General features: G+C 54.4%; 19 protein-coding genes and 1 pseudogene. 8 read left to right on the forward strand and 12 right to left on the reverse strand.

All coding sequences use genetic code 11. The features are described 5' to 3' along the window. Positions 1–3: 3 nt before the first annotated feature. Both JEM67_RS20400 and JEM67_RS20405 read left to right on the forward strand, forming a co-directional pair. The gene (locus tag JEM67_RS20400) at positions 4–519 is read left to right on the forward strand and encodes an E3 ubiquitin--protein ligase (RefSeq protein ID WP_199634690.1); all 516 of its coding nucleotides are present in this window, start codon (positions 4–6) and stop codon (positions 517–519) included. A gap of 38 nt (positions 520–557) precedes the next feature. Beyond that, on the forward strand, positions 558–806 hold the full coding sequence (locus JEM67_RS20405) for a GlsB/YeaQ/YmgE family stress response membrane protein (RefSeq protein WP_006316897.1): 249 nt from the start codon (positions 558–560) through the stop codon (positions 804–806). 49 nt (positions 807–855) lie between these two features. Here the strand turns inward: JEM67_RS20405 and uraA are convergent, their stop codons facing one another. Both uraA and upp read right to left on the reverse strand, forming a co-directional pair. Then, complete coding sequence (gene uraA / locus JEM67_RS20410) at positions 856–2145, reverse strand: uracil permease (protein ID WP_199634691.1); 1290 nt, start codon at positions 2143–2145, stop codon at positions 856–858. A gap of 192 nt (positions 2146–2337) precedes the next feature. Continuing rightward, entirely contained in the window at positions 2338–2964 is a 627-nt protein-coding gene (gene upp, locus JEM67_RS20415; protein ID WP_006316899.1) for a uracil phosphoribosyltransferase, read from the reverse strand. A 255-nt stretch (positions 2965–3219) separates the two neighbouring features. Here upp and purM point away from each other — a divergent pair, with 255 nt between their 5' ends. Both purM and purN read left to right on the forward strand, forming a co-directional pair. Then, positions 3220–4257, forward strand: coding sequence for a phosphoribosylformylglycinamidine cyclo-ligase (gene purM / locus JEM67_RS20420; protein WP_006316901.1), 1038 nt, complete (start codon positions 3220–3222; stop codon positions 4255–4257). Continuing rightward, positions 4257–4895 carry a phosphoribosylglycinamide formyltransferase gene (gene purN, locus JEM67_RS20425; protein WP_013814081.1) on the forward strand — a complete coding sequence of 213 codons (639 nt, stop codon included), beginning with the start codon at positions 4257–4259 and terminating at the stop codon, positions 4893–4895. The genes purM and purN overlap by 1 nt, the downstream gene beginning before the upstream one ends. A 53-nt stretch (positions 4896–4948) precedes the next feature. On the opposite strand, the gene JEM67_RS20430 is transcribed toward purN, so the two are convergent. Both JEM67_RS20430 and JEM67_RS20435 read right to left on the reverse strand, forming a co-directional pair. Beyond that, positions 4949–5221 (reverse strand): type II toxin-antitoxin system RelE/ParE family toxin, encoded by a 273-nt coding sequence (locus JEM67_RS20430; protein ID WP_233527529.1) that lies wholly within the window; start codon positions 5219–5221, stop codon positions 4949–4951. Then, positions 5222–5491 carry a type II toxin-antitoxin system RelB family antitoxin gene (locus tag JEM67_RS20435; RefSeq protein WP_233527530.1) on the reverse strand — a complete coding sequence of 90 codons (270 nt, stop codon included), beginning with the start codon at positions 5489–5491 and terminating at the stop codon, positions 5222–5224. A 71-nt stretch (positions 5492–5562) separates the two neighbouring features. Here JEM67_RS20435 and speG point away from each other — a divergent pair, with 71 nt between their 5' ends. From speG to JEM67_RS20450, 3 genes are all read left to right on the forward strand, one after another. Then, positions 5563–6114 carry a spermidine N1-acetyltransferase gene (speG, locus tag JEM67_RS20440; protein ID WP_199634692.1) on the forward strand — a complete coding sequence of 184 codons (552 nt, stop codon included), beginning with the start codon at positions 5563–5565 and terminating at the stop codon, positions 6112–6114. A gap of 318 nt (positions 6115–6432) precedes the next feature. Beyond that, entirely contained in the window at positions 6433–7887 is a 1455-nt protein-coding gene (locus JEM67_RS20445) for an SIR2 family protein (RefSeq protein WP_199634693.1), read from the forward strand. Next, entirely contained in the window at positions 7884–8375 is a 492-nt protein-coding gene (locus tag JEM67_RS20450) for a TIR domain-containing protein (RefSeq protein WP_199634694.1), read from the forward strand. Before JEM67_RS20445 ends, JEM67_RS20450 begins: the two co-directional genes overlap by 4 nt. 74 nt (positions 8376–8449) lie before the next feature. On the opposite strand, the gene JEM67_RS20455 is transcribed toward JEM67_RS20450, so the two are convergent. From JEM67_RS20455 to JEM67_RS20490, 8 genes and pseudogenes are all read right to left on the reverse strand, one after another. Continuing rightward, a complete protein-coding gene (locus JEM67_RS20455) occupies positions 8450–9262 on the reverse strand; it encodes a hypothetical protein (protein ID WP_199634695.1) in 813 nt (270 codons plus the stop codon). Positions 9263–9870: 608 nt separating this feature from the next. After that, positions 9871–10219, reverse strand: a pseudogene (locus JEM67_RS20460) (DUF637 domain-containing protein); the annotation flags it as partial. A 46-nt stretch (positions 10220–10265) separates the two neighbouring features. Next, positions 10266–10583 (reverse strand): hypothetical protein, encoded by a 318-nt coding sequence (locus tag JEM67_RS20465; protein ID WP_199634696.1) that lies wholly within the window; start codon positions 10581–10583, stop codon positions 10266–10268. Positions 10584–10621: 38 nt separating this feature from the next. After that, positions 10622–16357, reverse strand: a complete 5736-nt coding sequence (locus JEM67_RS20470; RefSeq protein ID WP_426406334.1) for a DUF637 domain-containing protein — start codon at positions 16355–16357, stop codon at positions 10622–10624. Between the two features lie 63 nt (positions 16358–16420). After that, positions 16421–18100: a ShlB/FhaC/HecB family hemolysin secretion/activation protein gene (locus JEM67_RS20475; protein ID WP_199637113.1), complete on the reverse strand. Its 1680-nt coding sequence runs from the start codon at positions 18098–18100 to the stop codon at positions 16421–16423. A gap of 226 nt (positions 18101–18326) precedes the next feature. Then, positions 18327–19139, reverse strand: a complete 813-nt coding sequence (gene pstB, locus JEM67_RS20480; RefSeq protein WP_199637111.1) for a phosphate ABC transporter ATP-binding protein PstB — start codon at positions 19137–19139, stop codon at positions 18327–18329. Between the two features lie 28 nt (positions 19140–19167). Then, positions 19168–20820 carry a phosphate ABC transporter permease PstA gene (gene pstA, locus JEM67_RS20485; protein ID WP_199637109.1) on the reverse strand — a complete coding sequence of 551 codons (1653 nt, stop codon included), beginning with the start codon at positions 20818–20820 and terminating at the stop codon, positions 19168–19170. Then, positions 20817–22991, reverse strand: a complete 2175-nt coding sequence (locus tag JEM67_RS20490; RefSeq protein WP_199637107.1) for an ABC transporter permease subunit — start codon at positions 22989–22991, stop codon at positions 20817–20819. Before JEM67_RS20490 ends, pstA begins: the two co-directional genes overlap by 4 nt. A 489-nt stretch (positions 22992–23480) precedes the next feature. Here JEM67_RS20490 and ppk1 point away from each other — a divergent pair, with 489 nt between their 5' ends. Continuing rightward, positions 23481–25544 (forward strand): polyphosphate kinase 1, encoded by a 2064-nt coding sequence (gene ppk1, locus JEM67_RS20495; protein WP_013814091.1) that lies wholly within the window; start codon positions 23481–23483, stop codon positions 25542–25544. Positions 25545–25553 lie beyond the last annotated feature (9 nt).

Here is a 25553-nt window from a genome sequence, read left to right on the forward strand (position 1 = left end):
ACAATGAAAGTATGGAATAAAGTGCTTTTGGCCTCAATCATTGGGCTGTTGGTTGCCGGCTGTGATGACTCATCCAAGGTCGACGCCAATCTTGAGAAAGCCAAAGACAGCGCAGATCAGATGAAAGACGCCGCACAGAAAAAAGCGGACGATCTGACCGATAAAGCGGAAGCTACCGCTAAAGACATCAAAAAAGAGGCGTCCACTCAGGCTGACCAGCTTAAAGACAAGGCTTCAGCCATTAAAGACGACGCCTCCAAGCAGGCGGAAGCGATCACCAATGATGCCAAGGCCAAAGCCGACGCCATCAAGAATGACGCCACCCAACAAAGCCAACAGTTGGTCGAGCAGGCTAAATCCATTAAAAACGATGCCATCAGTGGCGCCAAGGATCTGACCGAAGAAGCCAAAGCGAAAACCGAAGCCATTAAAAACAGCGCTGAGAACAAAGCGGAAGAATTAAAAAATGATGCCAACGCTGCGGGGACAGAAAACACCCCGCCGGCCAAGCAGCAGTAATAAAAATCGAGTCTCAAAAGCAAAGTAAGGAGCAGTAAATGGGGATTATTTCCTGGATTATCTTCGGCCTCATCGCCGGTATTTTAGCCAAGTGGATCATGCCAGGCAAAGACGGTGGCGGTTTTATTCTGACCATCGTGTTGGGTATTGTCGGCGCCGTGGTCGGTGGCTACATCAGCACCTTCTTTGGTTATGGCAGAGTTGACGGTTTCAACTTCGGCAGCTTCGTGGTGGCGGTGATCGGCGCTATCGTGGTGCTGTTCGTTTACCGTAAAATCCGCAGTTAACGGATGACGCATTAACGAAACGGGCAGCCATTTGGCTGCCCGTTTTTATTTACTTCCGTGGTGCCGATTCATCCGGTGCGTCGATCACCTCTTCTTCCTTGCGGTACAGGCTGATGACCTTGAACAGCAGGCTGAGGCCGATACCGACGATAGTCGCCAGCGCCATGCCCTTCAGCTCCGCCGCCCCGATATGCACCTTGGCGCCGCTAACGCCGATAATCAGGATCACCGACGTCAGGATCAGGTTCTGCGCCTTGTTGTAATCCACTTTGGATTCAATCAGCACGCGAATGCCGGAAGCCCCGATCACCCCATACAACAACAGTGAAACGCCCCCCATCACCGGTACAGGCACCGCCTGGATGGCCGCAGCCAGCTTGCCGACGCAGGAAAGCAGAATCGCCAGAATGGCCGCGCCGCCGATCACCCAGGTACTGTAAACCTTGGTGATCGCCATCACGCCGATATTCTCGCCGTAGGTGGTGTTCGGCGTTGAGCCGAAGAAACCGGAAATCACCGTCGAGATACCGTTGGCAAACATCGAGCGATGCAGGCCCGGATCGCGGAGCAGGTCTTTCTTCACGATATTTGCGGTCACGACCAGATGCCCAACGTGCTCGGCGATCACCACCAGCGCAGCCGGCAAGATGGTGAAGATGGCGAACCATTCAAAACGCGGGGTATAGAAAGTCGGCAGTGCAAACCAGTGCGCCTCGCGGATTGGCGTCAAATCCACCACGCCCATAAAGAACGACAGCGCATACCCCACCAGAACGCCAATCAGGATCGGGATTATCGCCAGAAAACCGCGGAACAGCACCGAGCCCAGAATGGTCACGCCCAGCGTCACCAGCGAAATGGTTACGGTAGTGGTATCCGCATTGGTGCCCTCGGCCGGCAACAGACCCGCCATATTGGCCGCCACGCCCGCCAGCTCCAGGCCGATAACGGCAACAATCGCCCCCATCGCCGCCGGCGGGAATACCACATCCAGCCAGCCGGTACCGGCTTTTTTGACGATCAGCGCCACCAGGCAAAACAGCACGCCGCACATGATGAAACCGCCCAGCGCCACCTCATAACCCAGCGGCAACAGCAGCAGCACCGGTGAGATAAACGCAAAGCTTGAACCGAGATAGGCCGGGATCTTGCCCTTGCAGATAAACAGATACAGCAGCGTGCCGACGCCGTTGAACAGCAGCACCGTCGCCGGGTTGATCTTGAACAGAATGGGCACCAGCACGGTAGCGCCAAACATGGCGAAAAGATGCTGGAAGCTGAGCGGAATGGTCTGCAGTAGCGGCGGGCGTTCGCTGACGCCAATGACGCGACGGGTCATGGGTGTTTTCCTCTGCTATCCCCGTCCTACTTGCCGCTGCCTCTGCGTTGGCTACGCTCACTCACCCGAATCACTTACCTAAGTAAGCTCATCGGAATTCTCTCGCTTGCCGCCTTGATGCAACATCAATTATTTAGGGGACAGATATGTTTTATGCATAAAAAAGCCGACTCATTAAGTCGGCTAAATTTCTTACTTGGTACCAAATATCTTGTCGCCGGCATCACCCAGGCCCGGCACGATGTATCCTTTCTCGTTCAGACATTGGTCGATGGAGGCGGTGTACAGCTCGACGTCCGGATGCGCTTTCTCCAGCGCAGCGATCCCTTCCGGCGCCGCAACCAGCACCAGCACCTTGATGCTGTTGCAGCCGGCTTTCTTCAGCAGATCGATAGTGGCGATCATCGAACCGCCGGTAGCCAGCATCGGGTCAACCACCAGCGCCAAACGCTCTTCGATATTGGAAACCAGCTTTTGGAAATACGGCACCGGCTCCAGGGTTTCTTCGTCACGGTAAACGCCAACCACGCTGATACGCGCGCTCGGGACGTGCTCCAACACCCCTTCCATCATGCCCAGACCTGCACGCAGGATCGGCACAACGGTAATTTTTTTCCCTTTAATCTGGTCTATTTCAACCGGCCCACACCAGCCTTCGATAGTGACTTTTTCCGTCTCCAGATCGGCGGTCGCTTCATAGGTCAGCAAACTACCCACTTCTGAGGCCAGCTCACGGAAGCGTTTGGTGCTGATGTCATTTTCACGCATCAGACCAAGCTTGTGTTTCACCAGCGGGTGTTTCACCTCAACGATCTTCATCATTTTTCTCCTATTAAGGTGGTTGACGGCCAAAAAAATCGCGGGATTATAACTCCTTTTACCGGCCGCGCCACCCACAATAGCCCGATCGGGATCAACTAAAGTTCGAATAACAGTATAGATGACGAAAAAGCGGAGCTGGTTCACAAGCCACTCGCAAACGTTTGCCTGCGCTGTTAGAATTGCCGCGCCTTATTCCGGTATCAACGCCGGATGCACCGTATTCAAACCGCAAACCGTCGTGGGGATCGCGCAGTGACCGACAAAACCTCTCTCAGCTATAAAGACGCAGGTGTCGATATCGATGCTGGCAATGCATTGGTAGACCGCATCAAAGGTGTAGTTAAACAGACCCGCCGCCCGGAAGTGATGGGTGGTCTGGGCGGTTTTGGCGCCCTGTGTGCGTTGCCGCAGAAATACCGCGAGCCGATCCTGGTTTCCGGTACCGACGGCGTAGGCACCAAGCTGCGTCTGGCGATGGACCTGAAACGCCACGACACCATCGGCATCGATCTGGTCGCAATGTGTGTGAACGACCTGGTGGTACAGGGCGCTGAGCCGCTGTTCTTCCTGGATTACTTTGCCACCGGCAAACTGGACGTGGACACCGCGGCCAGCGTAATCACCGGCATCGCCGAAGGCTGCAAGCAGTCCGGCTGTGCGTTGGTGGGCGGTGAAACCGCCGAAATGCCGGGTATGTACCACGGCGAAGATTACGATGTGGCCGGCTTTTGCGTCGGCGTGGTCGAGAAATCCGAAATCATCGACGGCAGCAAAGTGCAGTCCGGTGACGCACTGATCGCGCTGGGCGCTTCCGGCCCGCACTCCAACGGCTACTCGCTGGTGCGCAAAATCCTGGAAGTCAGCAACACCGATCCAACCACCACCGATCTGGAAGGCAAACCGCTGGCTGACCACCTGCTGGAGCCGACCAAGATTTACGTGAAATCGGTACTGGAACTGATCGAGAAAATCGACGTGCACGCTATCGCTCACCTGACCGGCGGCGGTTTCTGGGAAAATATCCCGCGCGTGCTGCCGGAAGGCATGCAGGCGGTGATCGACGAATCAAGCTGGCAGTGGCCGGCGGTATTCAGCTGGCTGCAGCAGGCCGGTAACGTCAGCCGCCACGAAATGTACCGCACCTTTAACTGTGGCGTGGGCATGGTCATCGCACTACCGGAAGAATCCGTTGAACAAGCCATCGCATTGTTGACCGCAGCCGGTGAAAAAGCGTGGAAGATCGGTAAACTGACCGCATCTTCCGACGAACAACAAGTGGTCATCAACTGATGAAAAAGATCGTGGTGTTGGTCTCCGGCCAGGGGAGTAATCTCCAGGCACTGATTGACGCCTGCCAGCAGGGCCGGATTGCCGCCGACATTGTGGCGGTGTTCAGCAACAAGGCGCAGGCTTACGGCCTGCAACGCGCAGAAGCGGCAGGCATTGCCGCCCATGCGCTGGATGCCAAGGCCTTTGCCGACCGCGCGGCGTTTGACGCTGCGCTGGCGGACGCCATCGACCGGTACCAGCCGGATCTGGTGGTGTTGGCCGGCTATATGCGCATTCTCAGCCCGCAGTTCGTGCAGCGCTATGCAGGCCGCATGCTGAATATCCACCCTTCTCTGCTGCCGAAATACCCTGGGCTGCATACTCACCGCCAGGCCATCGACAACGGTGACAGCGAACACGGCACCTCGGTGCACTTCGTGACCGAACAGCTCGACGGCGGCCCGGTGATCCTGCAAGCCAAGGTACCGATTTTCCCCGGCGACGAGGAAGACGAGGTGGTTGAACGGGTGCAAACCCAGGAACACACCATTTACCCGCTGGTGGTGAACTGGTTTGCCGAAGGCCGGCTGGCGATGCGTGATAACGCCGCCTGGCTGGACGGTGAACGCCTGCCGGAACAGGGGCACGCAGCGGACTGATCGCCTATCTTGATTTACTCCTCAAACCCTGGCTTTTAGCCGGGGTTTGTTCTTCAGGGATATTCTCGTTTAGCGTGAATAACACTAAGAACTTCTATATGTCCGATGATTCTATAAACAATCAGGTAGTTGGGATGGACGACAATCTCACGAGTGTTATCTACTCTGCCCAACCGGTACATAAAGGGATTCAGCGACAGCGAATGCACCGCCGTTTCGATCTCGCGCTGTAAAATGAGCGCCGCCTGCGGGTTTCCATCATCAATATAATCAATAATGTTCCATAGCTCTTCCTGAGCTTCACGACTCCATTCTATCCGTATCAATCATTCCATTTTGCGTATCTTTTTCTTTGCAGCTAAACGAATTTGCATCTCGTTCATGACCTGCTCGTGCGGAATTCTTGGTTTTTCGCTGTTAGTAGCTGCTTCAATCTTGGCCCGGAACCAACGATCGTAACTTTCGCCTTGTTCGGTTACCTCAGCTATGGGCTGGGTGGAGAGGGAGGTTTTGATCACCATAAAGTTTGGACTCTCTGAGGTGTTTATATTTAAGGCAGTATAGCGGCTTTGGTTACCAAAAAATACGCGACTCAAACCGGCATTCTTACCATAATATATTGTCCAGTATTATCATTGGTACTTACCCACGACATAGAGGAACACACATGTCCAGCACTACCAGCGTCAGGCTACGTCCATTGGAACGGGATGATCTGGCGTTCGTCCACCAGATGGACAACAACGCCAGCGTGATGCGCTATTGGTTTGAAGAACCTTACGAAGCCTTTGTCGAGCTTTCCGATCTCTACGACAAACACATCCACGATCAGAGCGAACGGCGTTTTATCATCGCCCACGAAGGCGCCAAGGTCGGGCTGGTGGAACTGGTGGAGATCGACCACATCCACCGCCGCGCAGAATTCCAGATCATCATCGATCCGGCCCATCAGGGCAAAGGCTACGCCAGCACCGCCGCCAAGCTGGCGATGGATTACGGCTTCTCGGTGCTGAACCTGTACAAGCTGTACCTGATCGTCGACAAAGAAAACCCGAAGGCGATCCACATCTACAGCAAGCTGGGCTTCGAAGTGGAAGGCGAACTGATTGACGAGTTCTTCGTTAACGGCGAATACCGCACCGTGCTGCGCATGTGCATCTTCCAGCCGCAGTATCTGGCGAAGTTCAAAACGCCTGGCAATAAGCCTTTGGTTAAATAGGGAAATAGAATACCGGTTGCCGCTGATTAGGCAACCGGCGTAATACGCCATACCCTTCACCAATATTAACGGCAAAAAACCGTTCGATTCCCTAATAATAACGCGACCTACTGGCTCGCATTTACCCTTTATTTTTAATATTAATAAAAATTCGAAAAAAATCACTTAATCACATTCACGCAATGAATGAATTTAAATTATTTTACTTAACACCCATGCTCTACTAATGTATTTAATAACATAAAATTAATTATATTCACCAAATAAATAGATATTCATCAACAAATAAAAAAATATTATTCACAGGAAGGAACCTATATGTTATCGCGCGATATAGAGTTGTTTATTCGTGATTATGTTAATGACATCAAGGCGGGCTCCGCCGCTCTGTTTGCCGGCGCCGGTTTATCCATCCCTGCTGGTTTCGTCAGCTGGAAAGAGCTTATCAGCGATATCGCCTACGAGCTGGAACTGGATATTGAGAAAGAAAGCGATCTTATTTCACTGGCACAATTTCATCTCAATGAAAAAGGTAACCGGCATAAAATCAATCAGAAGATTGTCACCGAGTTTGCCGAACAGGCGCAGGAAACGGAAAATCATCGGGCGATCGCTCGATTACCCATTTCGTCGCTTTGGACCACCAACTACGACGATCTTTTCGAAAAAACCTATGCCCGTTATAACCGCGTATGCGATATCAAAACCACGCCCATCGGCCTGACCAACAATATTCACAAACGTGATGTGGTTTTATACAAGATGCATGGTGATTACAGAACGCCTAACGAAGCCATTATCACCCGGCAGCAATATGAAGCCTATCCTCGCTCTCACGCGCCATTTATCAATATGCTGATGGCGGAACTCACCGCCAAAACCTTCCTGTTTATCGGTTTCAGCTTTGAAGATCCCAATCTGCAATACGTCCTTAGCCGCCTCTATATGCAACATGGTGAGGGGAACAGAAACCATTATTGCGTCATGCGCCGGGTTCAACTCGGCGATAACGGCAGTGAGGATCAGGCAGCATGCGATTACAACAGCCGCAAGCAAACGCTGATGATCAACGACCTGCGCCGTTACAGCATCCAAACGCTGCTGGTAGATGATTATCAGGACATCACTCGCCTGCTGTTGGCTATCGAAACTCAGTTCAAGAAAAGCACCGTATTCATTTCAGGCAGCGCTGAAAGCTACGCACCCTATACACGCGAAGAGTCCATTCAATGCCTGCACCGCCTGGCGGGCCAGCTTATCCGCAAACAGTTCCGTATCGTTAACGGTTTTGGCTGGGGCATAGGGACGGCGGTGATCAATGGTGCGCTGGAAGCTATCTATGGAAGCCAGGGAAAAATAACCGAAAGCCAACTCATCCTGCGCCCCTTTCCGCAGTTTGCCAGCGGCGGCACAGCGCTGCCTGAACTCTGGCATGAGTACCGTCAGCGCATGATCTCACTCAGCGGCATTGCCGTCTTTTTATTCGGCAACAAAAAAGACGCTCAGGGTGCATTGGCCGATGCCGATGGTCTGCTGAAAGAGTTCGCCATCGCCAACGAACAAGGTTGCATCTGCATTCCGGTCGGCTGCACCGGCTACGTATCCGCCGTTCTCTATCAAATCATCAAGGAGGAAATGACCGACACCTTTTATCACCACAATCCCGCCGCCATGGCGCTGCTGGACCAGCTTAATGAGCCGGGAAAGCTGGCGGAGAAGAAAACGCGCCTGTTGGAACTCATCGATATCATTGCCAAGGAGAATCCCTCATGACCAGAAGATGCTTTTACAGTTTCCACTACCAGCCCGACAACTGGCGTGTTTCGCAAGTGCGCAGTATAGGCAGCCTGGAAGGTAACCCGCCAGCCAGGGATAACGACTGGGAGGAGGTCACAAAAGGTGGCGATGCGGCCATTGCCGACTGGATCCAAACTCAGCTGACCAACCGCAGCTGCATTATTATTCTAGCAGGTAAAGACACGGCAAATCGCAAATGGATCAATCACGAGATTTGCGAAGCCTGGAAAAAAGGCATGGGGGTGTTGGTGGTCTACATTCACAACCTGAAGGACAGCACCGGCGAGCAGGCCGCTAAAGGTAATAACCCGTTGGATTACATCAAGCTGGGCGAGAACAAGCTCTCTGCGATCGCTAAAGCCTACGATCCGCCCTATTTAACCAGCACCAACGTCTACAAGTACATCGAAGAAAACCTGGCCGATTGGGTGGAGGAGGCTATTCGCATCCGCAATAACTACTAACGACTGACGCCGTTATCAAAAAGGGGCCATATCAGCGATAGGCCCCTTACTCGTTATCGGCACATCTTATCTTTTCACTTCTTCTTACCCAGCAGGCGCATTAGCCACCCCCGCTGCGATTTCCTGACAGGCGGCATGTCTTTGATGGGCGTTGGTTCTAAAACAGGCTCGCTATCCGCTGTCGTAACGCTACGCTCATGCAGACATCGCACCTGATACTCCACTTCCGTTTGGCACAAATGAGGTTGCCATTCCTGCCAGAAATCATTGACTTGCCCCAGAGAACTCCATTCGTCAATTGACCAGACTACGACGAAGATTGCCATCGCAACATAGGTAACGAAAAAGAATAAAAACCAAGAAGTATTGCTGGCGGTAGCTTCACTTTCCCCCAGGGGGAGTACGGTGACGTAAAAACCGTAGGTGATCGCCAACGCACTGACAATCAGAAAGACTACAGACCCGATACGCTGGTGCCGCAGCCGGTTGGCATCCAGGGAAAAGACACCGCTCTTGACTGAGGTAAGCGAAACACGGCGTAAAAAACAGTTCAGAGAGAGGCTATTCAACGGTAATGATGCACGGCCAAGATAGTCCATCAGTTGATGCGCAACCCACACCGGCAAACAAATCCCGATGCTTTCATAAAGCGCTTTGATTTGCAGTAGCACCATGCCGTCCTGCGGCTTATCCCGCAATGTTTGGATGTGTGACAACACCGATAATCGTTTAACATTGCTAACGACATCAAATTGTCGGCTACGCCGGTTATCACGGCCTTTTAACCTGCGTGAGAACCACCATTTCCCAGTGGGGAGCGCGATTGACACTAATAACGTTAAAATTGGAATTATAATATCTTTAACATAGCTTGAATCAATATCCATGATTCTACTTCTCCTTATATGAAAACAAACATCCATTTGCTGTATAAATACATAAAAAATAAATACAAATAAATTAAAACCTCAACTATCAACATATCAAGAAAATTACCGAGCAACCACAAAAATAGCACCCGGTATTAGAGAAACCATTTCTATGCCATCAATTAAATATGAAACAATGAAAAATATCAGCAAGGAGATTTTTATAGCCTGCGAAGCAATATCAAATCCCAGTTGGAGACCCAGTTCCCTGAAGCCAGTTGCATCAGAGATCCCCAATAACATATCGTTGATACAGTCCCCATTGCCCGAAATCCGACAGGATTCAAAACTTTTTTCATTTTTCGCCGACAATTGTGCCATTTCCCGGCAAACATTGATTTCGCAACCGCTATTACCTTTGCAGTCGGTAAGCTTCTTCGCCATTTTTGCCGGTTCATCATGCATCAGGAAATTGTAAACCAGCACATTCTCAGCAGCGGAGGCTCCGCTGCTGGCTCCCTTGGCAGAGTTAGTGATAGCTGCACCGGTTACCGCGCCAATAATACGCCCTGCAGACTGCACTTTAGCGTCCCGCGTTGCCGGCTCTGTAAAAATATCACCCAATGTGATTGCAGCCAGCTCCGCCGCCAGCGCCCCTGCCGCCGCACCTTTACCGTCACCACGTCCGATTTCCGCCGCCACACCCGCCACCACCGCATGGCTGACAGATTTACCGACTACACCCAATACTTCGCCGTTATCGCCAATCAGCTTCGCCCCTTCGGCATTAATCTGGCTGCCGATGTTGGCCAACAGGGCATTGGTCAGATTGTCCTTAAAGCTGCCGCCATTGATGGTGGTGTTCAAGCTGGAACTGATAACAGACTGCCCCGCCACCCGCTGCGCCACCTTGCTCCAATCGCCATTGCTCAATTGGGGTAGTTTGACGTTGTTAGGGTTAAGCGTTTGCTGTGCCTTTGTTCTGAATAAATGAAACGGCTCCGAAGAGCCGTCGTTTAGGTTAATCTAAATCATCAGGAAAATCTTGCCGGATAGATCCCTCTGCCTTCAGGATAGCTACAAAATTCTTATAATTTCCCTCATCTCTTTCTATTAAACCATCAAGCAATTCGTCATCTATCAAGGAATGATGAAATATGCCATTAGAAAAATACACAGACTTCCATGATATATTAGGATCGGCAATCGTTACTTGGTCAGCCCTATATGCTAGCAGTGCGCCATAACGTGGCGGCAGACCATAAAAATATTTATGCCCTTCTATTGCGTAGAACGCAAAAACGTCAATTATAGTACCATCGCGCTCTTTTATTTTCATAACATCTTATCTCCCTTAATGGATGAGTCTGGCTGCAATTAATTACGTTTTGGTGAGTCAAACTTCATATCATATGCCCTATCTGTATACTTGTTATACTGATAGTGAATAGTGATTGAATCACCGTCTTGTAACTTATGTGTGACTTGCATTTTTTGAAATCCAGCGGTAGCAGAAAAGTTAGAGTCTTTATTTAAATCAAGAACGAATCCCTTTTCAGGATTTTTTTTCACCAAATTCCATAACACCTGCTCATTCAAATCACGGGGGGCGGTTGCTTGGTGAGCTTTCGCAGTAGAAATCCCTTCAGCATTTTTTATTATCGCCTGCTGCTCTCGGGTTAACCCTAACGTTGTTAGATCTTTTACCGTTGTTTTCTCTAACGCCTTGATGCTATTGGTAGTTACCTTAACACCTAGCTTACCTGCGCCTGCCGCCCCCGCAAACAGCCCCAGCCCGGCCATCGACAGTTTACCAAACTCCAGCCCGGCTCCGTAAGCCCCATCAATGCCCGCGTATTCATACTTCGTCTTGAACGCCTCGACCCGCCCCAGGTATTCCTGTTTCACACTTTCGCCAATAATCGAGAACCGTTCATCACTTTTTATCAGGGCTATCAACGTATCAGCAGCGTCACGCGGATTACTGGCCACTGCCACCAGGCCATCCACCATATCACTAATTTCAACCGGGATACCCGACACCACCCCGGCAGCAAAGGCGCCATCTTGGGTATGGCTCGTTATCCCCCAGTTTGCCAGTACTAGCGCTTTATCCAGCGGCGATTTCGCGGCCGCCAAATCTTTCTCCATCAGCTCCTGTTGTTTGTGGCTGAGGTAGTTGTATCGGAACGCATTCTCACCGCCGGTGGCACCACTATAAGCTCCACCAGGTTTGCCAGTGAAAACGGCACCGGCAGCCGCGCCCAGTACCCGCGCCATTTGCGCCTGCTGTTCTGATTTTTTTTGCCACTCATCGGGCTTAATAATGTTGTCGCCCAGTATCACGCCAGCCAGCTCCGCCGCCAACGCCCCTGCAGCCGCACCTTTACCGTCACCGCGTCCGATTTCCGCGGCGACGCCAGCCACGACCGCATGGCTAACTGACTTCCCGGCCGCACCCAGGACTTCGCCGTTATCCCCGATCAGGTTGGCGCCCTCGGCCTGAACCTGGCTGCCGATATTAGCCAGCAGCGCATTGGTCAGATTGTCCTTAAAGCTGCCGCCATTGATGGTGGTGTTCAGGCTGGAGCTGATAACAGACTGCCCCGCCACCCGCTGAGCCACCTTGCTCCAGTCACCATTGCTCAACTGCGGCAACTTGACGTTGTTCGGGTTGAGCGGTTTGCCCGCCGCGTCCTTGCTCCAACCCATCGCACTGTCAAAGCCGTTGAGCGCCCCGCCAATCGCCATGGCGGTCGCGGTCGCCTTGACGCTTTCGTTACTGCCCAGCGCTTTCAGGGTTTTCGATAGGTTGCCCTGATTTTCCACCAATGCCACTGCCGCTTGAGAGGCAAGCGACGACATCCCGGCCGTCACTGCACCACTGGTCACTGCACCGCCACCAATGGCCCCGGCAACATTGCTGGCAGCTAGCGCCGTGAGCGAACTGCCCGCTGTCACTGCCGCCGCCGCAATGGCAATCACCGCCGCCACCACCGGGTTCAGGTGTTGGCTCTTGTAGTCCCAACTGTCGTAGGCGTCCTTGACGGTGTTCCACTGCACGTCGTTGCGTTTGTTGAGGTCTTTTACCCAGGTGGTGCCCGGCGTATTACCCAGCGCATCTATCGCGCTTTGCAGCACCTGGCCGTTTTTCGCCTTCACGTCGGCGCTAACACCCTTTGCCGCATCGACGGTCAGCGTACCGCCAGTATGAATGCTCGGCAGCACCCACTTGTTGTCTTCATAACCTTTATTGGATTGCTTGATGAAGAAACCTTTCGAGTTGCTGATCGTTTGCTCGAAGGAGGTATTTTTTACGGCACGGAAGTTGACCTGCCCATATGTGCTGGTTAATCGAGCATTCTGCCCAGCGGCGATTTTACTGGCTTCATAGGTGCTGTCGTCGCGGCTCATTAGGTTGATGTTGCCGGCGGCAGTAAACTCGGTGACCTTATTGGTTACATCATGGCGAGTCTGCTTAACTTCGGTTTTCTTGCCCCACCATTTGCGTTTCTTCTCGGTTTTCTCGTAGTGGCTGGACTCTTCCATCGCCTGAGCATAGAGATAACCGCCCTTGGCGGCGATATCCATATTGCCGGCTCGCATGGCTTCGGCCTGGTTGTGGGCGTCGACCTGGGCTTTTTGTTTGGTTTCATCAGCCCCCTTGCTTTGCGCCTCATTGCGAGCGATAGTCAGGCGTGATTGCGCCTCGTTTTTTGTGTTGTTGCCTTGATTAATTCGCTGCTCAGCCTGTGCGACGTCATTTCGAGCAGCAGCCAGACTATTTCTGGCAGCACCAAGTTCTGCTTCACGTTGCGCTACAAACTTATCCCAACTCCCTACTTCAGCTGACCAGCCGCTGCCATATTCGTGAGGTGGATTATTACTCATAAACTCGTCCCGTCTTTCCTCAGCATCCCTGACGGCGGCTTCTGCTTGCTGAACGGACGAAAGGCGTTGCGTCACAACGTGTTCAGCATTTGTTTTTTCCTGCTGTGCCTGATTAATGCGCTGCTGCGCATTCTGAATCTGCTGCTCAGCTACCGCAATGCGCTGGCCCCAGTCAGTCACCGCGACCGGCGGCTTCCAGTTGGCCCCCAACCCCTTAACCACCAGTTTGGTCGCCTGGAACAAAATGCTGCCACCGGAAATCACCGTCATCAGGCCACCGGCATTCAGTTCAGTACCCTGCTGGGTTCGTGTTTCGGTAAATTCCTTGTTGCCCTCGCGGTAGGTGTGGTTTTGCACCGCCTCAAAGCGCATGTCGGCACCAGATGTCAGGGTCATATTGCCGCCGGAGGTGAGTTTGGCGCCGTACGTCAGTAACTGATTGTTGGCCGCTGCCGTCAGGTTTTTTCCAGCATTGATAGCCGTTACCGCATGACGGTCATCCTTGTTGTTGTCGTTGGCGGCATCGATGGCGGAATAAGACACGTTGGACAGCCACAGGTTTTGCCCGGCCAGCAACGTGATGTTGCCGTTGGCAGAGAGCGTGCCACCCTGGGTGCCCAGGTCACGGGCCGAGTTAATCAACAGGTCGCCACCGGCGTGTATCCGGCTGCCCAGTTCTGGGGTGCGCGAGGATACAAAGGGATGGCCATAATTGCCGTCAAGTGCACGGTAGTTGAGGTCGGCATTGTGCCCGGCCAGCAGCGTCACGTCCTTGCCGGCATGGATGTTGGTGCCGCGCAACGCCAGATAGCCGCCACTGTTGAGCGAGACCGAACCGGTGGCCTTCATCGCACCGACCTGAAGCAGGCCGTTGAAGTATTGCAGTCGCTTGTCCGCCGACAGGTCTTCGCCGGGACGATTACGCGTCAAAATGGCGTCATTCTTAATGATGGAGATGCTGCCAGGGGCCGTCATGCTGACGTTGCGGCTTTGCGACGCCAGTAATGTATTGAGTAGGGTAATGGTACTGCCTGCTGTCAACGTCAGGTCACGTGAGGCCTGCAGGCTGCCCAGCCAGCGAACGCCGTCCGGGTGGTAATAGTTAGGCTTTTCACTGGTGTGGATCTTGATTTCACCGGTGCGGGCGGTCAGCGTGACGTCCTGCCCTTTCAGTTCGCTTTGCCAGGCATCAATGGCGTTGCCGGCACTCAAATCCAGCGCTTTACCTGCGGACAGAATGCCCTGCCCCAGCACGATGCGGTCTTCGGCGATGGCAGTGAGATTGCCGCTGACGTTAATGGCGTCGGTGCTGACGATGTTGGCCGCATGCAGGAGTACATTCTGCCCTTTGACGGTTTCGGGGCGACCGGTCGCATTGACGTCATTGAGCTGACTTTCATTCGGCGTTGGCGTATTGATGTCTATCCGGTTTTTGAAGTCCGCCACCAGATTAGCCCCGGCAGTCAATTCTCCCATTAGAATTGATGTATTCTTCCATGCGGTTTTTTCGTCAACTTGATTTAAATTGACGTGTTGTTGGACGGTATTTTTGGAATCACCTGTGTATGGACCTTTTATCGTATTACTCAAGCTCTCCCCATCAGGTAGCTTAGGCAAAGAGTATTGCCGATAAGTATCCAACACCCCAAACATAGCGCCTGTATTGTGGAGGTTTTGCCCCGTCAGTATCAGATCCTTTAACGCTGAAATTTTGCTGGCGTGGTTATAAAGCATATCACCATATAAATAAGCGTTTCTTCCTGACTCGATAATGCCCGGGGAGCTAGCGCTTTTCAGTATTAACTCACTGTGAGCCAATTTGACATGGGGAGTTTTTGCAAAATCAACGTCCCCCAACCATTGGGTCAACCCACTAGGTTTGTCGACAACGGTGATATATTGTGTTTGGATACGCGGATCGGAAGGATCAATCTCCAGCCCTCCCATAATATACATATGAGGAAACTGGGTTTGATAATCACGCTGGTATTCCGTGCTGGTTTCAAACGTCTGTCGCACGTTATCGAGTTTGTTGGTACGAATAACCAAATCACCGCTGTTGGTTTGAATTCGAGCGGAGCGGTTTTCTATCTGTTTGGATTTATTGCCCTGCGCATCTTTCTGGATCCATAAATTGTTGTTGCTGTGCAACGCCGTGTTGTCTCCGTCACGCAGTTCAACATTACGCACTGTGTCTGCAAACACCCGCATATCCCGGTGGGCAGTCACATTACCGTTGTTGTTAAGCGTATCGGCAGCCAGCGTCACGTCGCGTTCGCCACGGACCTTAACGCCGGAGGCAATATGAACCTCTCTGGCACTGACGTTCAAATCCGTTTGTGCATGCGCTTGTCCCAGTTCAATACGTCCATTAACGGTAAGTGTGACATCGCGTTGCGTGCTATTGATATTATTTAGGTTTACCCCAACCCCGTCCTCGTTTGCCACCAGACGGATTTTGTTGGCGTACATACCGCCCAATGCTTTGGTGTCCACCGCGAGAACAGGTTTAGCGCCTTCGCCGGCGATAGGCTTGATGGTGCCGTCTTTGAAACTGACGCGGTTAGCCCCTTGGGTGAGAGACAGATTGTTGGCGTTGATCTTGCCATTCAGCTCGGTGGCGCGGCTGATGATATCGACGTAGTCGGCGCTGTTGCCGTCCAGCCCTTTGCCGCCGATGGTGACGCCGCCCTTTTTCACCTCCAGCGCTTCCAGCGCGCCCTGCTTGTCGAACTGCGGTTTACCGGTAGTCAGGGTGACGCCAGGAGCGTTGATAAAACCACAACCGTCGCAGCTGATACCATTGGGGTTGGCGATCATCACGTTGGCCTTGTTGCCGAACACCTCGAGCTTGCCCTGCAGTTCGGAGCGGCTACCGCCGGTGACTTCGTTGATGATCAAATCGGCCGGTTTACCCTTGAGGTTGGGGTTGCCGTTGATAATATCGACACCTAACTGCGTTTTTCCGCCCTGTGTCGCATTGTTCAGCACAGCACCCGGAGCCCCGACGTTGAAATCCTTATAGGTGTTATGAGAAATGCCCGCACCGTTCGGCGTGGCGATATTCACCACCGGTACATTACCCGGCTTCATATGGACCTGAGTGTTGCCGTTAGCGGCGTTGATACCCGCGGCAAAGGCGGGGTGCAATGGCTGCAGCGCCGTCAGATAAATCAGCAGATAGCTGATACTCCGGGGTAACGGGTGGTTGAGCTTATCCATTATTCACTCCTTTGAAATGATGTTGGTTTTAGACATCTGCGGGCGTCTTACCCTGTGCTGACGTTATAACGTGAAGGCGGCTTGCCAGTAGGCCACCCAATGATCCGGTTGCAAACTGCCAGGGTGCTTCAGGGGTTTACCGACGGTGAACGACTGATTGAACCATCGCCCATTCAGCAAAGCGCCCAGCGCCATGCCACTGACGTTTCCACCGTCGATTTGCCCGGCGCGCCCCTGCACCCAGCCGGTGTCCAGCGCGCCAATCAAAGAGAGGTCCCCCAGCCCCGGCTGCGTCATCCATTGCCAGTTGAGCTCGTTACGCCAGTACCCACCGCGATTGCCGGTCAGGTATTGCTCCTTGAAGCCGCGAACCGAATACTGCCCGCCAACGGAGACGCGCTCGCTGGAGTACAGGTTATCCGGCGTAGTTTGCCCGTAGGCTGATGTCAGGTAGTACAAAGAGGGAGTCAGAGGATAGAAGTAACTGGCGCTGAGGCTGAGTTTGCGAAACTCGCTGCGCGGCGCATTGGTATGCTCCGGGTCATCCGTGGAAGCACCCAACATCCGTAGGCCGTGGCTTACCGTCGGGTTCAGCGTCAGATAGCCGCGCCCGGCGACCGCGCTATAATTCCCGCCGAGGCTAAATACGCTGAGCGTCGGGCTGCTGATAGCCAGACGTTCACCCGCCAGTTGGTTCTCTGTACGCCTGCGCGTCAGCCCTATGTCGACAGAAAACTTGCGCGTACCGTCCCGCAACAGCGTGCGGTTGGCACCCAAACGCTGGGTTTGACTATTTCCCTTATAGCGGTAAGCGTCGCCATTGAACGGCACGTTCTGGAAAAAATCATTCCAGGCATATTGATAGCTGAATAACCAGTAGCCGTAGGGCAAGGTCACGCCGCCGTTGAGGCTGCGGCTGCGATGGCTATGGCTGAAATCGCTGTTACGTGCCGCAGAAAATGACCACTGTTCGGCAAGGCGCAACGGATTATCCAACGTTATGCCGGCATTCATCTGCCCGGTGCCCGTGCTTTTCTGGCCGCTGTTGTCTGCACCAAAAGAAAGTGCAACGGGCAAACGCGCGGAGCTGCGCCGCAATACCACGTTTGAATAACCAGAATGCGTTCCAGGCTGGATATCGATGCTCACCGGCTGTGAGGGCAACCGATTGAGCTGTTCCATCCCCTGTTCAATATCCCGCAGGTTCAATACCTCACCGACCCTGCCGGGGAACGCCATACGTAACGCCAGCGTGTTTTCTCCATCAAGCGTAATGGATTCGACCCGTCCTTCATTGGCGCTGATGATCAACGTACCGCCAGAAATATCCTGATCCTGCAGGAAGGCCTGCGAGGTGATATAGCCGCGTTGCAGATAGGCATTGGTGGTTTCTCGCACCAGGCGATTGATGTGGCTCAATGTCAGGCAACGGCCCTGGTAGGGTTTTGCCAGTTTTTCTTTCACCGACCAGGAGAGGTGTTCCGCCCCCTGAAATACAATGCGTTGCACGTTGTGGCAGGTTTCCTCGCCCGCACTCGCCACAGGCAGCGGTAATGCAGGCAACGCGACATTGCTTTGCAGTGCTTCACGCTGCTGCTGCGCTTGTTCCAGCAACGTTTTTTGCTGTTGGGTAATGCTGTCGCGGTCTACCGGGCTGGCAATTTCCGCTGCCTGAACGCAATGAAAACGCCCGACACTGGCCATAAACGCCAAAGCCCAGATGCATAGCTTCCATGCACACATTTAAAAACATCCATTTACGATAAATTACATAGATTAGCGAATTATAAACATTTATCCCTTCTCGTCCATACGAATGAGAATTGTTTTTATTCAAAGTGCAGAAAATAGCGAAAGTTCAGGGGATAACCGTGAAGGAGCGGGAGGACGAGCGACGTAATGAACTAAAGGGCATTGAAGCTAACGGGCTCCAGTGGAACGGGGCGCAGCCTGCTGCGCCCAACAATCCTTAACCGTAACGCCCTGTAATATAGTCCTCGGTGCGGCGCTGACGCGGTGACGTAAAGATATCGTCGGTCGCGTTGTATTCCACAAGTTGCCCCTGGTGAATAAACGCCGTGTAATCGGACACCCGCGCCGCCTGCTGCATGTTGTGGGTAACCAGCACCACGCTGTACTGCTGTTTCAGCGCGGAGATCAGCTCTTCGATGGTCAGGGTGGAGATCGGATCCAGCGCCGAGGTCGGTTCATCGAGCAACAATACTTCCGGCTCAATGGCTATCGCCCGCGCAATCACCAGCCTCTGCTGCTGGCCGCTGGAAAGGCGGAACGCATTCTCGCGCAACCGATCCTTGACCTCATGCCACAGCGCTGCGGCGCGCAGCGAACGCTCCACCGCCTCGTCCAGGATCCGCCGGTCGCGCATGCCCTGTAGCCGCAGACCATAGACCACGTTTTCATAAATCGACTTCGGGAACGGATTAGGGCGCTGGAACACCATACCGACCCGCCGCCGCAGCGCCGCCACGTCGATCTGCGTACCGGAAATGCCCTGCCCGTTGAGCTGCAACTCACCTTCGATCCGGCAGTTATCCACCAAATCGTTCATGCGGTTAAAACAGCGCAGCAGCGTCGACTTACCGCAACCGGAAGGGCCGATCAGCGCCGTAACGCGGTGCTTAGGAATACGCAGCGAAATATTGTGCAGCACCTGTTTCTCGCCATAAAACAGGTTGAGGCCGTTCACCGCCAGCGCGGTATGTTCATCATCAAGATGCTGGACATCCAGCCGGGGCAAACTGCCTGGCGTCATCAAACCCATTACGCACTCCCCAGAAATAACGTCATTGTTACTGCGACCATGCTCTGTACCGCTCCCTCAGCGAATGGCGGATGCCCATCGCCGCCAGATTTAACCCCACCACAATCGTCACCAGCAGAAACGCCGTGGCGAACACCAGCGGCCGGGCAGCTTCCACGCTCGGGCTCTGGAAGGCCATATCGTAAATCTGGAAGCTCAGATGCATAAACTTCCGCTCCAGATGCAGATACGGGAAAATATCGTCCACCGGCAGCACCGGCACGGATTTCACCACGCCCACCAGCATCAGCGGCGCCGTTTCCCCGGCGGCGCGCGCCACCGCCAGGATCAGGCCGGTCATCATCGCCGGCGCGGCCATCGGCAGAACGATACGCCACAGCGTTTCCGCACGGCTGGCGCCTAATGCCAAGGATCCCTGGCGCAGCGTGGCGGGAATGCGCGACAGCCCCTCCTCGGTAGCGACGATCACCACCGGCAGCGTCAGCAACGCCAGCGTCAACGCCGCCCACAGCACGCCAGGCGTACCGAAGGTCGGGTTGGGCAGCGACTCCGGGTAAAACAGCTGATCGAGGGTACCGCCAATCATATAAACGAAGAACCCCAGGCCAAACACGCCATAAACAATCGACGGCACGCCGGCCAGATTGACCACCGCAATGCGGATCAGCCGCGTAAGCAAATTATTGCCGGCATACTCGTGCAGGTAAACGGCGGCGATCACGCCAAATGGCATCACCACTATCGACATCAGGATCACCATCAGCACGGTGCCGAAAATCGCCGGGAACACGCCGCCTTCGGTATTGGCCTCACGCGGGCTGTCGCTGAGGAATTTCTTCACCTGATCGGCCCAATGCGCCAGCTTCTGGGTGGTGTTCATTGCATTGGGATACCAGGCATCGCGCACCTGGCTGAGCGCAATGGTATGAACCTGCCCGTGCATGTCACGCAGCAACAGCGCATCGCGCTGGCGATCGCGGTTCAGCCCTTCCAGCCGGTCGGACAACTGCCGATATTGGCGTTGCAACTCCAGCCTTTCAGCCCTGATGGACGCCTGCGAACGAGCGTCCAATTTGTCATCGCGCTGCAGGCTCTTCTCGCGCAGGCGCAGTGTATCGAACCTTTGGTTGATGCGCGCCATATCGCGAAATTGAATGTCATGCGCCTGCCGCGAAAGCGCGGCAATCTGCGGCAAACGCTGCTGTAACGCCTGGTTGATATTGCGCCCGGTCAAAGGCTGGCCATCTTCCAGCATCCCCGCCAAATAACCATAAGCGGTGCCGTTGCTGTTGCGCTCCAGCACCAGCAGGTCACGCGGCGTGCTCTGCCGCAGGATGTCGCTGGCCAGCAGCGTACGGAAATCCTGCCCTTCGCTCTCGCGGTTGCCGACTTTGATCAGATAACGTTCGAAGTTCTGCGCATTCCCCGCCGGCAGCGCAACGCCGGACTCCTGCAACTGGCGGCGGGGAATGCTTTGCTGCTGGTACAGCTCGCCGATCATCATCACCGGGCCGGCCGCGCTCTGATTCAGCTCAAACTGGTAAACCGGGCTGGGCCAGAAATAGCGCATTCCCTGCCCGGCCAACAGCAGCATGATACCGAGCAACGCCAGCAGGCTGACGGTCACCGAACCGGCGGTCAGCCAGATCCACGGCGAGCCGCTTTTCACCCAGTGCTTCATGGCGCCTCCTGATTCAGGGTATAGCGTTTACGCAGACGCAGACGAACCGCCTCCGCCAGCGTATTGAACACGAAGGTGAAAATAAACAGCACCAGCGCGGTAAGGAACAGCACCCGGTAATGGCTGCTGCCGGCTACCGCCTCGGGCATTTCTATCGCGATATTGGCCGCCAGCGCACGCAGGCCCTGGAACAGGCTGCCGTCGATAATCGGCGTATTGCCTGTGGCCATCAACACAATCATGGTCTCGCCCACCGCCCGGCCAAACCCTATCATCAGCGCCGAGAAAATACCGGCGCTGGCCGAAGGCAACACCACGCGCATCACGGTTTGCCACTGGGTCGCCCCCAACGCCAGCGATCCCTGGCTGAGCGTAGCCGGTACGCTGAACAAGGCGTCTTCCGCCAGTGAGAAGATAATCGGCACCAGCGCAAATCCCATCGCCACGCCGACCACCAGCGCGTTGCGCTGGTCATAATCATCGCCCAGCCAGAAATGCAGCGGTTCGCCGAACAGTTTCACTTCCAGCCACGGCCCAACGCTGAACGTCAGCCAGACGGTCAGCAATATCAAAGGCAGCAGGAGCAGCAGATCGAAACCTGGCGGTAACCGCCGCGGCGCAAACCGGTTCACCACTGCGCCACAGGCCAACACCGCTACCGCCAGCAGCACCGGCAGCGACAGCACCGCCAGCAAATAATGTTCAATCACCGGTGCCAGCCAGATGCCGGCCACCAGCCCGATAACCACCGTCGGCAACGCGCCCATCACCTCGATAGCCGGTTTGATCACCCGCCGCAGCCCGGGCGACATGAAATAAGCGGTGTAAATCGCCCCCGCCAGCGCCAGCGGAATAGCGAACAGCATCGCGTAACCCGCCGCCTTGAAGGTGCCAAAAATCACCGGTATCAGGCTGAATTTGGCCTGATAGCTGTCTTCACCGGAGGTCGATTGCCACACGTAGGCCGGCTCAGGGTAATTCTCATACCACACCTTGTGCCACAGCGAACGCCAGGTCACGTCAGGGTAAGGGTTATCAATCGCATAGTGCTGCCAGCCCTGCGCCGTTTCCAGCAGCAGGCCGTCGCCGCTCGGGGCGAACGCCATCTGCTGAACGCCACTGCTCAGCCTGCCGTTGAGCAACGGCTGCGGCTGAATGCTCGAGAACAGCGAGAAACCGCCATCGGGCCGCAGGGTAGCGAATACCCGGCGATAAGGCTCGGCCACCAGCAAATCTTGCGGTTCGGCACTGTGTTCGAAATGTTGCACCGGCGTCAGTTGCCAGCGCGGGTTCTTTTCCACGTCGAACCATTCGCGCACGCTGCCGTCAGCCGCTTCGATCAACAGCGCGCTGCCGCCGGGCAACGCCGTCAGCTGATAAGGCGAATGTTCCCCGAGGGTGCGCGTTTCTTTCAGCTGCAGCTGCGTGTCGTTAATCTGGTAACGCGCCAGGCGATTACCCGTCAAAAGGTACAGCTGGCGCCCGTCCGGGGTCAGCACGATCTGCTGCGGCGCACTCTCCAGCGCGCTTGCGCTCAACTGCGGCGGGTGCTCGTTACCGAAACGGCCAAACACCAACCGGTTATCGTCGGTGACGCCGGCCAGCAAGTACTGGCCGCGCCGCGCCTCGGCCAGCGTCAGCAGCGTCAGCGGCCGGCCCCGTTGATCCAGCGCCTGTGGCCGTTGCCCGAGCGGAAACGCCCACTGCGGCACCGCCGATCCCGCCGCGGCAAAGTCTGCGCTGGCGACAATAAACCGGCCATCGGCCTGCGCCAAAGCAAACAAGTCGCGTTCGCCCGCAGCCTGGGCGAGCAACGCCGGCTTGGCCAGCAGCGGTTGCTGCGCCAGCAGTTCGCCGGCCTTCGCACCCTCTTGCGGCATCAGACGGTAAAACTGACCCGCGCCCTGCGCATCAATGCGATAACCGATGCGTTGTTGCACATCCATGCCCAACGCCAGCGCCGGGGCTGAAGCCGCGATCGCCAGCGGCTGCGCCTTGCCCATCGCCGCCGGTTTGAACAGCGGCATCACCGCAAACAGCAGGTAAACGAAGATCAGCATGAGCGTCATCAGCACCAGCAGCCCGCTGACGGTCACCGCCGCCTGCACGCTCCGGTCGATGCGCGCGCGCAGGCGATCCCGGGGATGTTGGTTTACCGTAGTCTGTGCCATGTCTCTCGCTGTCGCTGATGTAATCAGGCTTGCGCCATAGAATAACCGGGCATCTTATGTCAGTTTTGTGACGTTTGCATGACAAAGTTCCCCACCTATTAATTGGATTATTTCACTAACAAAACCCACTTTATGCCAAGTATATTTCTGAAAAATGATGAAAACGTCGGTCATATAGCAAAGAATAAGGATTCATATTCGAGATTTTATATCGGACAATATTGACCAGCGGCTGCACCGCCGAAAAAATATTTTTTATACCGCAAAATGCCCCGTGCCAACGCAATGGATATGTTGGACTTTCCTGTCAATCTCTCGCAATAATGATGAAGGACAATAGGCTGTGTCCCGGGCCGTTGCGGACTCAAAAGCCCATCATCAAGGTTGAGGGTGCAGGACATGGCCGGGCTACGTTCAAGCCCGACAACGCAGAGTATGGGCTTTTGGGGGGCGTCCCCGGTCCTTTTCTAAAATTGAACTGGAGTGGCAATGGGTCAGGAAAAGCTCTACATCGAAAAAGAATTAAGCTGGTTATCCTTTAATGAACGCGTGTTGCAGGAAGCCGCAGATAAGAGCAATCCCCTGATTGAGCGCATGCGTTTTCTGGGCATTTACTCCAATAACCTCGACGAGTTCTATAAGGTCCGCTTTGCCGATCTCAAACGACGCATTCTGATCAGCGAAGAGCAAGGCTCCGGCGGCGCTTCACGTCATTTGCTGAAGAAGATCCAGGCCAAGGTATTAAAAACCGATCAGGAATTCGACAGCCTGTATAACGATCTGCTGCTGGAAATGGCACGCAACCAGATCTTCTTGATCAACGAACGTCAGGTGTCGGAAAACCAGCAGACTTGGCTGCGCCAATACTTCAAGCAGCATCTGCGCCAACACATCACCCCGATCCTGATCAACCACGACACCAATCTGGTGCAGTTCCTGAAAGACGATTACACCTATCTGGCGGTAGAGATTATCCGCGGCACGCGCATCGAGTATGCGCTGTTGGAGATACCGTCCGATAAGGTACCGCGCTTCGTCAACCTGCCGCCGGAAGCGCCGCGCCGCCGCAAACCGATGATCCTGCTGGACAACATTCTGCGTTACTGTCTGGACGATATCTTCAAGGGCTTCTTCGACTACGATGCGCTCAACGCCTATTCGATGAAAATGACGCGCGATGCCGAATACGACCTGGTGACAGAAATGGAATCCAGCCTGCTGGAACTGATGTCCTCCAGCCTGAAACAACGCCTCACCGCCGAACCTGTGCGTTTCGTTTATCAGCGCGACATGCCGAACGAAATGGTGGAACTGCTGCGCGGCAAGCTCGGCATCTCCAACTATGATTCGGTGATCGCCGGCGGCCGCTACCATAACTTTAAAGACTTTATCAGCTTCCCGAACGTCGGTAAGGCTAACCTGGTCAATAAACCGCTGCCGCGCCTGCGCCACATCTGGTTCGATAAATTCCGCAACGGCTTTGACGCCATCCGCGAACAGGACGTGCTGCTCTACTACCCATACCATACCTTCGAGCACGTGCTGGAGCTGGTGCGCCAGGCGTCGTTTGACCCCAGCGTGCTGGCGATCAAAATCAATATTTACCGCGTAGCGAAAGACTCGCGCATTATCGAGTCGATGATCCACGCCGCGCACAACGGCAAAAAAGTCACGGTGGTAGTGGAACTGCAGGCGCGCTTTGATGAAGAGGCCAATATTCACTGGGCCAAGCGCCTGACCGAAGCCGGCGTGCACGTTATCTTCTCTGCGCCAGGGCTGAAAATTCACGCCAAACTGTTCCTGATCTCGCGCCGTGAAGGCGACGATATTGTGCGCTATGCTCATATCGGTACCGGTAACTTTAACGAGAAAACCGCGCGTATTTACACCGACTATTCACTGCTGACCGCCGACTCGCGCATCACCAATGAAGTGCGCCGGGTGTTCAACTTTATCGAGAACCCGTACCGGCCGGTGACCTTCGACAATCTGATGGTGTCGCCGCAAAATTCGCGCCTGAAGCTGTACGAATTGATCGACCAGGAAATCGCCAACGCCCGGGCCGGGCACTCAGCCGGCATTATGCTGAAAATCAACAATCTGGTGGATAAAGGGCTGGTAGATCGGTTATATACCGCCTCCGGCGCCGGCGTAAAAATCCGCCTGTTGGTCCGGGGTATGTGTTCTTTGATTCCCAACCTGCCGGGGATCAGTGACAATATTCAGATAATCAGCATCGTCGACCGCTATCTGGAACACGATCGGGTTTACGTTTTCGACAACAAAGGTGACAAACTGGTCTATCTGTCCTCTGCCGACTGGATGACCCGTAACATAGATTACCGTATAGAAGTGGCGGTCTCGCTGTTGGATCCAACGCTGAAACAACGGGTTCTGGATATTCTGGAAATCCTGTTCAGCGACACGGTCAAGGCACGCTACCTCGATAAAGAACTGAGCAACCAGTACGTACCGCGCGGCAACCGCCGTAAAGTGCGCGCTCAGGTTGCCATTTATGAGTATTTAAAAGCTCTGGAACAACCAGGACAGTAGGCCAGCCAC

The organism is Serratia sp. PAMC26656, assembly GCF_016469055.2.
GTDB lineage: Bacteria > Pseudomonadota > Gammaproteobacteria > Enterobacterales > Enterobacteriaceae > Serratia > Serratia plymuthica.